Below are 12904 nucleotides of genomic sequence, written 5' to 3'. Positions count from 1 at the left end.
AAAAGCAAGTAGTATTAACTTAACTTTACAGGAACAGCCTTACTTTTTAAAAATATACTCTTATAGGAAAATAGTCCATTCCACTTCAGGATTTTTTATTATAGGTAAATGATAAGCACACCACCCTTTTAAACATGGCTTTATATATCAAAGAATCTGTATAACGTTGAGTTAATCCTGTGAAGCTGAAGTATCAAATGAAGTTGAAATGATGATCCATTTAACAAAATAATGCTCAAGATTCGATAGAATTGTACAAATTATTCAAGATCGATATCATGAATTGACAATACAAGGGAACTCACAGATCTATAAGCGAAGAGATAATATTAGAATTATTTTAAAACAGAGTCTATTTACCTGGTGATGAAAAACATATAAAGGAAGCTCAGCCACAGGGATAGAACTATATGAATGGTGTCTTATAGATAGTAAAAATGTATAAATATTTATGAACAATTTTTGGTAAAAAGATTTACAACAAATAGAGAGACTATATGCTATACCAAAGTGCTAAAATATGGCTTTTGATAATTTATAGCTTTAAATCAATAACATTGGGGTTATGGCTATACATGACTCTTCCCCTCGTTCCTTACTCCTAACATGAAAACCCTAGTTGAATTAATTACCCTGTTTTGTTGTAGACATTTCTCGTCTAGTACAAGCTATATATAGGGTGTTGACTAGGATTGCTTGCCAATAAACAGATAGACAATATTCAACCGGTTCTATAGGCAGGTTTTAAAGCTTTTGATCGGCGTTGACCACGCTGTTTTCTACGTTTAATGTAATTGCCTTAACAATAGGTTTTTCGGCAGTCGGAACAGATGTAACCTCGGCTTCAACTAGAATGGAGAGCAAGCCATAGTCGGTCTTTCCTCTGTGAAGCCCAAATGTGCAATGTTGACTTAGATGAAATTCTTCCTCGTTCCATGTTCATTTTTACTTCCAACACCACTTTTTCCATCTCAAGCTTTTCATTACAAGCTCTATTATTTCATGCTGCAATAAATACTGTACTAGGTCTAATTTTATCAATAGTAAGCTGTGTAAATCTATATTAAGAATAGCTTGCTATTTCTATTTTTCAAAATTTTTTCTTAAAAGATTCAGTGAGAATTCTTTTTAAATTTCTTGGGTGAAAATCTATTAAGCAAAACTGTTAATGCTTTTATTCTTAACAATACGGCTATTACAAAGTATGTAACACAACCAATAACAACAATTATAATTATTAGTACGGTATTCCCCATCACACCAAACAACTGCTTGCTCCACAGAACTACGGCAGACATTAACAAGGTAGCAATTGTAACCTTTAGGAATTCAGTTCCAACAAATTTTAAATTTATTCCACCTACTAACTTAATAAAAATGAGAAAACACGTTCCTACATAAAATAGAGCCATAACAGATGAAGCTAAGGGGATTCCTTTATATCCAATCCATAGCGTAAATACATAATTTAGTATGATATTCAAAATAATGGCAAAAATACCTGTTAGCATTATTAAGTGACCTTTTTTTAAAGTATAAAATCCTTTATTAACTATGTTGTGAAGACTAAAGAATAAGACTGACCCAAAGTAAAAATAGGCAACCTCACTTGTAGACATAGTAGCAGCTGATCCAAAGGCTCCTCGTTGATAAAGCATTTCAACAATATTCGGCATTAATAGCATCAACCCCATTATAGAAGGCAAGACAATTAAAAACATCATGACTAATCCTTTTTCGACTCCCTTTTTAAATAAGTCATTGTCATTCTTAGCATGAGCCTTTGATATTATAGGGAATATAATTGTCCCAATTGTAACTCCAAATATAGCCTGAGGGAAATGGACAAGATTTTTAGCATAGTTTATATACGTAACTACACCTTCCTCAAAATAACTAGCAAAGATGTTGTCAACAGTTAAATTGATCTGTCCAACTGCCACAGTTAAACCTACTGGAACAAATATTATGGAAAACTTTTTTATTTCAAGCCAGTCAAAGTTCTTCCTAACTTTCATCACTTTCTTAGGTATTACTAAAACCAGTTTAAAAAATAACGAAATAACCGTTCCAATTAGATATCCGCCTGCCAAGGAATAGGCGCCAAACTCATCTGCAAAAAGAACAGCTCCAAGAATGGTAGACACTACAACAATTATTTGGGAAACCATTGATAGTGAAAATTTATTTACTGAATCGAAGAAAGCTTCAAGTACAGCATTCATTCCCACAAAAATAATGGAGGAGAATAGAATAACTGATACCCAGATAGCAATTTCTTTTGCATGAGGATTAAATTCAGGATACAAAATTGGTATATAAAACCTTGCTAATAAAGTCCCCGCGATGGAAAGAATTATACTTATAAGCACAGTCCCATTAAATACTTGCCCTAAATGTTCACTCCCTCTGTTCTCCTCTAAATTTTGGATATAACTTGGTACTAATGCATTTTTCATACCTGTTGTTAAAAATAGGATAATCATATTAGGGATAATAAATGCAGCTAAATAAGCATCAGCTATATAGCTATCTCCAAAATAGTAAGCGATAACCATATCACGTACTAATCCGGACATTTTTAAAATTATAGTTGCAAACAAAAACAGTATACTAGCTAACCCCAGTTTAGATTTCAAATTAAATACCTCTTTCAAACTTTGTTAATATGTGTTAAACATAATGATAGCATACCCTAATCTGCACTTGACGGCATATTACCTTATATCTAGCAGATTCAAGCCAAACTAACGATAACATGTATCTTTATAACGAATCATATATAAATACTATTACTGTTAATCACACCGTCAACATAAAATTAATTAAAAACTAAAGGATGTTGTTATTTAATCTTTGAAAATTCATTGTAACATTATTATGGCCTACCTTTAAGATATTACCAAGATAGTTATTGGAAGATTACATTCAAAAAGTTTGAACGAAAATTATATTGGTAGCTATTAGAAAAAGCTCAAACAGTTTCTTAAAGACAAGTCACTTCTTTTAATTAATTAAACTTTGGGAGGACTTTTATAAACTTTTACAATTTTAATAGGTTTATACATCACTTTGTTTAGCTGTGAGAATGAAAAAGCTTATTGTAAATATTCATATAAAGAGAAAAATCGAATTAAACATAATTAGAGTTCTATTTTATCGATAATAACTATATAAAACTTGGAATAAGTAAAAGAGAGTTTTCCTTCATTAAATAAGACTTCCAGAATGATATAAATAAGATTTTCTACAAAAAGTATTCAAGTCCTATAGTTTCCAATTCTTCTCAACATTCTTCTCTCACTTTAATTTTTCTAACGTTATATCATTATATTTCTTCTAACGAAGTTACAATCAAACACAAAAGAAAGACCTTAGTCTTCAATCAAAAGACTAAGGAACATTATAATTCGTCTTTCACGTTATCGGGGATGAAAAAACTAAGAATCGGACGATATTTCCTGCCTATTAAACCAGTAATCTCAACCATTAATTCTATTACTAAGGTTAAGACAACTAAAACTGTAATTGAAACCCAAAGTGTGGATTTCGTAAATATAATTGCCGCTATCCCAAACAAAGCACTCATGGCATATATAATCAGGACAGAGGTTCGATGACTATACCCCAATTTTAATAAACAATGATGCAAGTGAAATTTATCTGGTGCAGTTATAGGTTTGTTTTGAATAATTCTTCTTATCATCGCAAAAAATGTATCTGAAATCGGTACACCCAAGATAATAATTGGAATAATGATAGAGAATACAGTTACGTTCTTAAAACCCAGTATTGCCAGCACACTAATCATAAATCCTAAAAATAATGACCCGGTATCTCCAAGAAATATTTTTGCAGGATAGAAATTATACAGAAGAAATCCTACTGTACTTCCCAATAATATTAAACCGGCAAAAATTGAAAAAGTGTTCCCCATCGAAATTGCCAATCCTGATATAGTCAGCAATGCTATTGCTGAAACACCTGATGCCAACCCATCAAGACCATCAATAAGGTTAATTGCATTCGATACACCAACAATCCACAAGATTGTAAGTGGTATACTCCACATACCGAATTCTAATGTTGCATCAAATGGTAGATTGATAAATTCAATTTGTACTCCAGTACTAATTACTACTGCTGCAAGAATCTGTCCTGCAAATTTGACCTTTGCAGATAATTCGATTATATCATCAAGTAATCCTACTATCACGATAATTGTTCCGCCTATTACCAGATACCACACGTATTCACTATTTGACTGAAAGAAAATCAGCCAACCCATAAAAGTGATATAAATAGATAATCCGCCAAGTCGGGGCATAACCTTACTGTGAACTTTGCGCTGATTCGGTTTATCAATTGCACCAATTTTAATTGCTAGCTTCTTAACTACAGGTGTTAAAATAACAGTAGTAACAAAGCTTACTATTAAGGCGATGTACTCCATTTACGCCCCTCCTTATCAATGATCCTTTGTTTACAAGTTTTATTGTACACCAAAATATTAGACGAAGGAAAACACTAAAAAGTTTCTATATTTATATATAAAATTATTTTCCCATTCAGAATTTATAGTACATAGATAATTTTATATTTATTATTAAATAAGTCAAGAACAAATTAATTAGAATTAATTTCTGCTATATTAATTTCTCGTGACATGAATGTAATAAATTATAGATCAGCTTTAGCTGTTTTGTACAGCTTGTTTATTAGGATATAAGTCATCATAAGTTTTTAATAATTGAATAAGAATCTGTTTTTGGTCATTCTCCTGAGCCTTGATTTCGCCTTGTTGTACTAGACGCTGTCGGATATGCTTATTATTTATAACTTCTTCGATTCCTTTGCCTAGAGAAGTGACATCCTTGGCATTTATTAAGATGCCTGCATCGTTATCAAGCAAATAAGATAGACCACCAACATCACTCCCCACAACTGGTGTATGTGTAGACATAGCCTCTAATGCCACTAAACCAAAACCTTCGATGTGCGAAGGTAAGACAAAAACATCTGAAGCAGCCATCCATTTTGCTACTTCATTTTGACTTTTTGAAGCATGTATCGTGATACCCTCAATTTCATCGATATTGATTTTATCCATAACTTTCCTTCTGAAAGATTCTTGTTTAAACGAACCTATTAAATTTAGTTCCAAAAAGGGATAGGTGACTTTTAAATTTTTATATGCTTCAATAAGTTCCAGTAACCCTTTAGCCTCAATATAATTCCCAACGTATAAAAGATTGAACTTTTCCCGGTCAATACCTAAGTGTTCTTTAGCTTCATCTTTATCTACAGGTAAAAATATATCACGGTTGACTCCCATATTCATTACCTTAATTTTATCTTGTTCAATACCGAATTTTTCTATTATTTCTTCTTTTAGTTCTTCACCCACGGCAATGATTGAATCCGTATTTTTTAGAATAGTTTTTGTTTGATTAAAAATAAATGGTCCCTTTTTTGACATCTTGTCAATGTCTCCACCATGCGAGGTAACTACCAACTTTGTTCCGAAGATCTTCTTAAATACTAGCCCAAACAATCCACTGGGAAATGCATAATGAGCATGAACGATATCGTATTTTCTACCTTTAAGAAGTAAAATTAGCATTATTTGTACTAACCAAAATAAATATTTCTTAATAACAAAAAATCTCCCTACGCGCGGATCTTTAACAGCCACGACATCTACATCGTTCAGGTTTTCTTTAATTGCATCTACTTGATTCTTAACAAAAATCCCGTATGTATTACTTTGTTTCCCCGGATACATGTTACTTATTACCAAGATTCTATTTTTGCTTTTTTCCATATTGTATTCCTCCCCAAACCAACCCCGATATTACTTCTTAGAAAATATAACCTTTAATAAAAACAATGGTAACTTTAATTGCCTTTTGATTCTAAATGGCTCCTTAATCAATCGATAAAACCACTCTAAACCAAATTTACGAAAAAATGCAGGGGCTCTTTTAATATTACCTGATAGGACATCAAATGAACCGCCAACACCTTGGAATATATTCACATTTAGTTGTTCCATGTTATTTAATATCCAATATTCCTGGGCAGGACTTCCTAAAGCCACAAATATAATGTCTGGGTTTGCATCATTAATCTGCCTTTTTATAGATTCCTGATCCTTTTCATACCCATCTATTACACCCACAATACTCAGGTTAGGAAGTTTTGCTTCTAAATTTTGTTTTGCTTGTTCTGCTACACCTGGTTTGGCACCATATAAAAATACATTTTTTCCATTTTCCGAAGCAGTTTTACATAATGTCATCAACATATCTATACCGGTGATCCGCTCGTTTATATTTCCATTTCTAAATTTTGAAGCAATAAGTATACCTACACCATCTGGAATCTGATATGTAGCCTTGTTTAACAGTTGTAATAAATCTTTGTCTTTTTCAGCTTTTAAGACCTTTTCAGGGTTAATTGCTACTATAAAAGATTTTCTATCTTTATTTATATCTTCAATTATTTGATCAGTAAGTTGACTATAGGAATAACTGCTAACCTCAACACCTAAATAATTCTCTTTCATTTTATCACCTTGTTTTCAATTAAAAATTTATTATTATCTTAGATAAACTGGGTTTATCGTTAAAGGATTTTTATTGAAGCAAATCTTGCTTTCTTAACGGCTAAAAATAAAGGTGATGACACATATTATCATCACCTTCTTGTTCTTTAAAGTTATTAACCTTCTATTGATTTCAATCCAGATAGGTTTCCTATTTGATACAGTGTTAGCTCTTCGCTTTCAGGAATGCAATTCTTCGTATCTAATACCACAGGTGTCTTCATATTCGAAACAAAAATACTTGAACTTAATTCTTTAAAAACATTATGATCTGATAGTACTAATGCAATATCCGAATCAGCGAGTGCATGTTCTAAATTAAATAAAGACAGTTCAGTAGCGTCATTTTTTACATGAGGATCATGGCATTTTACATTATACCCGTTACTTATTAATTGATTTACAATCGTAACCGCTGGGCTTTCTCTCATGTCATCAACGTTGCCTTTATAAGTTAATCCTAATACCGCTATCGTTGGATTTTGGATATTATGAGTTAGCTTATCCACTTGATCTATTACGAATTGTGGCATTGACTTATTTATTTTTCTTGATGTTTGGATTAACGGGGATAATCCCTTAGCTTTTTCAACAATAAAATAAGGGTCAACTGCAATACAATGTCCACCTACGCCAGGTCCAGGCTGATGAATATTAACTCTTGGATGCATATTAGCTAATTTAATAACTTCATGTGCATTCACGCCTAATTTTTCACTAATTTTAGCAAGCTCATTTGCTAATGCAATATTGACGTCACGGAATGTATTTTCCATTAACTTAGACATTTCAGCCGTAATGGCAGTTGTTTCAAAAACTTCCCCATCAACTACTTGTCTATATACTTCAGCAGCTTTTACTGCAGCTTCATTCGTATATCCTCCGACCATGCGATTGTTCTCTACTAATTCTATCATAATCCGACCAGGTATTACCCTTTCAGGACAATGAGCAACATAAACCTCGTTATCTTCAGGTTTGAAACCACCTTCCTGGATAATTGGCACTACTACATCATCGATGGTTCTAGGTGGTATAGTTGATTCAACAATAACAACATTCCCTTTATTAAGATACGGAATAATATTTTCTGTCGCTTTTCTCACATAATCTAAATTCGCATTTTCGTTTTCAAAAATTGGAGTTGGAACAGCAATAATAAAGACATCTGCCTCAACCGGAGAAGTAGAAACAGTCAATTGTTTAGTCTCTACTGCACTTTTTATCACATCGACCAACCCAGGCTCTTCTATATGAATGTCACCTCTAGAAAGAGTATTAATTACACTTTCATTTACATCTGTACCATGGACATGAAATCCTTTACTAGCAAAAAAGCCTGATGTCGGCAGACCTATATAACCTAAACCAATAACACATATTTTTTCCATTATAATCTCTACTTTCCTTATTAATTATAGTACTTAGTATATCAAAATAATATAAAAGAAAATACATTTAACTTATCTTAAAACTTAATGAATAAGTAGTTAAGTCTTCTTAAAAATCTTCTTCAGCGTTTTTAAAACTGGCCTTTGACCAGAACCCACTACTCCAACAACTTCCGCAAAAAGATGTAGCATAAGCAACAAAATAAAAGAAATAAATAACAACATATTCAACGGTGCGTTAGAAAACACAATGGCTAAAACTCCAAACATTGCACTAAACCCGTATATTATTAATACTGTTGTTCGATGACTGAAACCGGCAGATAACAACTGATGATGTATGTGTTTCTTATCCGGTGCCATTACCCTCTCGCCGTTAAGCTTTCTTCTTACCATTGCAAACAGTGTGTCAAATATTGGTACAGCTAAAACTATAATTGGGATAATGAAACTAAATAGAGTTACATTCTTAAATAGCCCAAGTATTGAAATGACTGCTATTGAGTACCCCAGGAACATTGACCCGGTATCACCCATATAAATTTTTGCAGGATAAAAGTTATGAAATAAAAATCCTAAATTACTTCCAATTAAAATTACACATAGAAATATAACCAGTGTCCTCTCATCTAATACAGCCATTACAAAAATACTAGTTAATGCAATTGTAGAAACACCTGATGCTAAGCCATCAAGTCCATCTATTAAGTTTATTGCATTTGTAACACCTACAATCCACAACAGAGTTATAGCACTACTAAAAAAACCAAGCTCAACTACACCAATGAATGGGATGGTTATTTTTTCTATTATAAGTCCAGAGTATATTAAAATTCCTGCTGCAAGAATTTGACCTGTTAATTTTAGTATTGGCCTTATAGTGTATTTGTCATCCAAGACCCCAGTAATTATGATAACTAAAGCACCTATACAAATTTGCATAAAGTATTCATGGCTAGGCGTTAGAAATAACAAACCCATCATTACTCCGAGAAAAATAGCAAATCCCCCCATGCTAGGAGTGGGGTCTTTGTGGACTTTTCTGTAGCTAGGTAAATCAATAACACCAATTCTTTTAGCAAAGTATTTTGTAGGATACACAAGTATCAGAGTTGATATGAAGGATATTATAAATCCAATTATAAGTTCTGTCGTTTCATACATAATTTCCCCTACTTTATAAATAATTCTCTTTATTAATTGAATAACTCTATTCATTTCATATATACAAACATTACTATATAGAATAATTCATTTTACAAAATACATCAATATTTTTATTGGAATTTAAATGAGTTGTTATTCATAAAGTTATAAATTCTGTTCACCTCTTTCATATTATTCGATTAATTGTTTTATTTTTTGGGAAGACAAAGGGTATTAAGTTAAATATTTATTATGTACTTTAAAAACCTTCATTCATTGAATGAAGGTTTTTTGTATCTTATAGTTTATTTACCATAAACGGAGTCAGTTCACTTGATCAATAATTCAGTTTTACCTTTAAACCAACGTTATTCCAGTTCATAAGACCCATAAGTATTTTTCAACTGATCATCTCTTCCCCCATACTTTATTACCTTGTATATGCTTCCTTAGCTAAATCTAAGCCCACGGACCGATTTTCTCTCCAAATAAAATCCCAATTATATAACGGCACTGGGTTTTGATAAGTGTATGGAGAAATTTCGATGGTTATCCCCGGTAAACCCTTGTCCTGTACGAACCAATCTGTATATCCTCCACCACTAGGATTTGGCTGTGGCGTTACCAGATTATAACCTGTTATATTTTTGATGCGAGAAGCAATTGCTCTATCTCTATCATATGCGCTTCCAACCTGGTTAAAATACCAATATAAGATTTCACCAGATGAATGATATGCCACAGTTGTTTTAAAGTCGTGATCATTTGTAAAGTCATATATCGCTTTTACTTCAGGTTCTGTAAGTGGAGCTTCGCCTTTGTAGTTTTTATATCCAGGATACCCTGCACTCCATTTAATATTCGGCCAATCAGCCGGATATTGCCTATTTAGATCAACCCCCCTTGCATTCGCCTTCCAAGATGAAAAGTCATCGCTGTAACCGTTTAGTCTATATACAAGATTTGCATAATAATCATTGTTCAAACCAGAAATACCCTCTTGATTCAGCGTAACTCCATCAGGATTCACCATAGGTACAAACCAAATTGAAGTATTATTTAATATATTTCTTACATTATAGCCACTATAATAATCGCCTTTTGTATAACTATAAGCGTATTCATCAATCATTTCCATTAATACATTAGTAGTCATATGCTCTCTTGCATGGTGAGAACCGTTATAGAACACCTCATTATTACCATTCCCTAGTTTCAGTGCATAAATATTTCTTCCATCAAGTGATTTCCCAATTGATTTAAGTTGGGTTAAGTCAGGATACATATTTGCTAATACTCGCAAATCATCTTGCATTTGACTATAGGAATAAATTGTCTTCGGATCAACAATACTTTGCAAATGAATATTAACTGATGGTTTATAAATATACCCAATTCGTCCATTGAAGTCTATTTCAATCCAATTACTAGTTGCCCTTATTAATGAAAATTTCGACCCTTTATATAAATTCCCCATTGAAATTAGGGAACCAGTTGAGTTATCGTAAACAGTTACATTTTCATTAGTAGTAAAATCTATATCAATAGACTTTTTATTTTGCAGGTTTTTAATACTCCTACCAGTTGAAGGAGAAGTTGCATCTTTCCAAACAAAACCGTTGCCATCACCAATCTTCACCTCATGCCAATTACCCAAACCTCTAACACGTTCAAAAACTTCGCCCTTCTTTAATTTACCTACCGCTTTAAGCGTTCCATTAATCCTTTTATATAAACTTACATCCACGGTGTTAACCTTAAAGTAATCAACTGTTTCAGAAAAGAGGGGATTAACAGAATTGTAGTAAATATACCCTGTTCGCCCACCAAAGTTAATTTTATACCAGTTTCCAGTACGGTTTATATAAGTTATTTTAGACCCTTCTTTAATACTTCCTATATGTCTAAGACCTTTCCCAGAATTGTCATATACTGAGACGTCTCCTATCACTTTTGCTTTCATTTCGCCCATTACTTTTAAAGATTTACTAGGAGCGGATGGACTCGGCTCAGTAGCTTCTTTCCATACATAGCCCATTGATTTTCCATACTGAATTTGCAGCCAATTTTCATAAATAGACGTGATTTGATAATTTTGATTTTTTTTCAGCTTCCCTACTGCTGTTAATCCCGTACTCGACTTTAGATATACTGTTGTATTAATTTCGTTAACCCTAAAGTACTTTGTAGCAGCTGTAAACTCTGCTTCTATGGCACTTTCATATATGTAACCCACTCTGCCCCCAAAGTTTACTTTATACCAATCTCCAACCCTACTTATATAAGTAATGTTTGTTCCTTCTTTAACGTATCCTATTTGCCTCAGGCCTTCTCCTGAATTATCATATACCGAGGCGTCACCTATCACTTTTGCTTTCATTCCACCTTTTATTTTTGTAGATTTACTAGGAGAGAATGGACTCGGCTCTGTAGCTCCTTTCCATACATAGGCCATTGATCCTCCATACTGAATTTGCAGCCAATTTCCATAAACAGACGTGATTTGGTAATTTTGATTTTTTTTCAGCTTCCCTACTGCTGTTAATCCCGTACTCGACTTTAGATATACTGTTGTATTAATTTCGTTAACCCTAAAGTACTTTGTAGCAGGTGTAAACTCTGCTTCTATGGCACTTTCATATATGTAACCCACTCTGCCTCCAAAGTTTACTTTATACCAATCTCCAACCCTACTTATATAAGTAATGTTTGTTCCTTCTTTAACGTATCCTATTTGCCTCAGGCCTTCTCCAGAATTATCATATACTGAGGCGTCACCTATCACTTTTGCTTTCATTCCACCTTCTACTTTTGTAGATTTACTAGGGGGAGATGAGCTAGGCTTTGTAGCGGCCTTCCAGATAAACGCATTGGTGTTCCCATATTGAATCTTAAGCCAGTTGCCATAAACTGCTACAGTATGATATACCTCACCTTTATCTAAATTACCCACTGACTTTAAATCCCCATTGGACTTTTTAATATAAACAGCAGTGTTTGATTGAGTTACCTGAAAGAAATCTGTCTTCGTAAAATCAGTTATTCGATATGAAGTGCTTGAAACAATTTCATCATCATAGCTTTGCTTACCTTCTTCGACTATTTTATTCTCATCCACACTTTTATCTTCTTTTTCGAGTTTCTCTTTTTCTTTCTCATCCACGTCCCTTTCTAAGAAGTAGAACGCTTTATTACCTATTAATATATAATTTCGATTATTTTCTTGATAAACATCTAGTGTGTTAGCTGAATTAACGAAGCCTACTTCTTTATTGTCAGTATTATACAAAATTATATCATTTACGATATTTTTTGAAATTGTAGTTTTAAATGAGTCAGACTCTCTATATTCGGATTCTTCGCTTTCTTTAATAATAGTGAATTTCTCTTGAGAAACAGTGAATGATTTTTGGAATAGTTGTACCTCTACATCACCACTATTAAGCCTTGTTCCATATAATACTGTATCTTTCTCCAGTGTGAGTATCTCCTCATTTTCAATGGTAATCTTATAAGACTTATCCAATGAGAGCGTCACTAAACCATTTTCCGCAGCAGCATTTACTAACGTTGAAATACTTAATGAAAGAATGAAAACAAAAGAAACTACAAGCAATTGTCTAAACTTCAATATGTCCCCTCCAATAGCACTTTTTTTGAAAATATATTTATAGTTTACTAGATATAATGCATTCCCACAATCTTCAACTAGTAATTCAGAATTAATTCTAGTCAGAAAATAGCACTTTTTCGACTAAAA

At 32.8% G+C, this 12904-nt stretch carries 7 protein-coding genes; all 7 read right to left on the bottom strand.

Features of this window, described 5'->3' with window-relative positions:
* Nucleotides 1–1112: 1112 nt before the first annotated feature.
* Nucleotides 1113–2657, bottom strand: a complete 1545-nt coding sequence (gene murJ / locus ACE1TG_RS04310; RefSeq protein ID WP_375051132.1) for a murein biosynthesis integral membrane protein MurJ — start codon at nt 2655–2657, stop codon at nt 1113–1115.
* A 746-nt stretch (nt 2658–3403) separates the two neighbouring features.
* Nucleotides 3404–4453 carry a glycosyltransferase family 4 protein gene (locus tag ACE1TG_RS04305; protein ID WP_375051131.1) on the bottom strand — a complete coding sequence of 350 codons (1050 nt, stop codon included), beginning with the start codon at nt 4451–4453 and terminating at the stop codon, nt 3404–3406.
* 240 nt (nt 4454–4693) lie between these two features.
* Nucleotides 4694–5824: a glycosyltransferase gene (locus ACE1TG_RS04300; protein ID WP_375051130.1), complete on the bottom strand. Its 1131-nt coding sequence runs from the start codon at nt 5822–5824 to the stop codon at nt 4694–4696.
* Nucleotides 5825–5854: 30 nt separating this feature from the next.
* On the bottom strand, nt 5855–6568 hold the full coding sequence (locus tag ACE1TG_RS04295; protein ID WP_375051129.1) for a WecB/TagA/CpsF family glycosyltransferase: 714 nt from the start codon (nt 6566–6568) through the stop codon (nt 5855–5857).
* Nucleotides 6569–6723: 155 nt separating this feature from the next.
* A complete protein-coding gene (locus ACE1TG_RS04290; RefSeq protein WP_375051128.1) occupies nt 6724–7998 on the bottom strand; it encodes a nucleotide sugar dehydrogenase in 1275 nt (424 codons plus the stop codon).
* 99 nt (nt 7999–8097) lie between these two features.
* A complete protein-coding gene (locus ACE1TG_RS04285; protein ID WP_375051342.1) occupies nt 8098–9162 on the bottom strand; it encodes an MraY family glycosyltransferase in 1065 nt (354 codons plus the stop codon).
* Nucleotides 9163–9574: 412 nt separating this feature from the next.
* A complete protein-coding gene (locus tag ACE1TG_RS04280; protein ID WP_375051127.1) occupies nt 9575–12775 on the bottom strand; it encodes a M14 family zinc carboxypeptidase in 3201 nt (1066 codons plus the stop codon).
* Between the last annotated feature and the right edge of the window lie 129 nt (nt 12776–12904).

Origin of the sequence: Virgibacillus sp. JSM 102003, assembly GCF_041949995.1 — a bacterium.
Taxonomy (GTDB): Bacteria; Bacillota; Bacilli; order Bacillales; family Amphibacillaceae; genus Lentibacillus.
This window is presented reverse-complemented; position numbering and strand designations above follow the sequence as displayed.

Bases quoted from the DNA above. Each gene is read 5' to 3' on its own strand.
- ACE1TG_RS04305 (WP_375051131.1), bottom strand. From the start codon at position 4,453: ATGGAGTACATCGCCTTAATAGTAAGCTTTGTTACTACTGTTATTTTA.
- ACE1TG_RS04300 (WP_375051130.1), bottom strand. From the start codon at position 5,824: ATGGAAAAAAGCAAAAATAGAATCTTGGTAATAAGTAACATGTATCCG.
- ACE1TG_RS04295 (WP_375051129.1), bottom strand. From the start codon at position 6,568: ATGAAAGAGAATTATTTAGGTGTTGAGGTTAGCAGTTATTCCTATAGT.
- ACE1TG_RS04290 (WP_375051128.1), bottom strand. From the start codon at position 7,998: ATGGAAAAAATATGTGTTATTGGTTTAGGTTATATAGGTCTGCCGACA.
- ACE1TG_RS04285 (WP_375051342.1), bottom strand. From the start codon at position 9,162: ATGTATGAAACGACAGAACTTATAATTGGATTTATAATATCCTTCATA.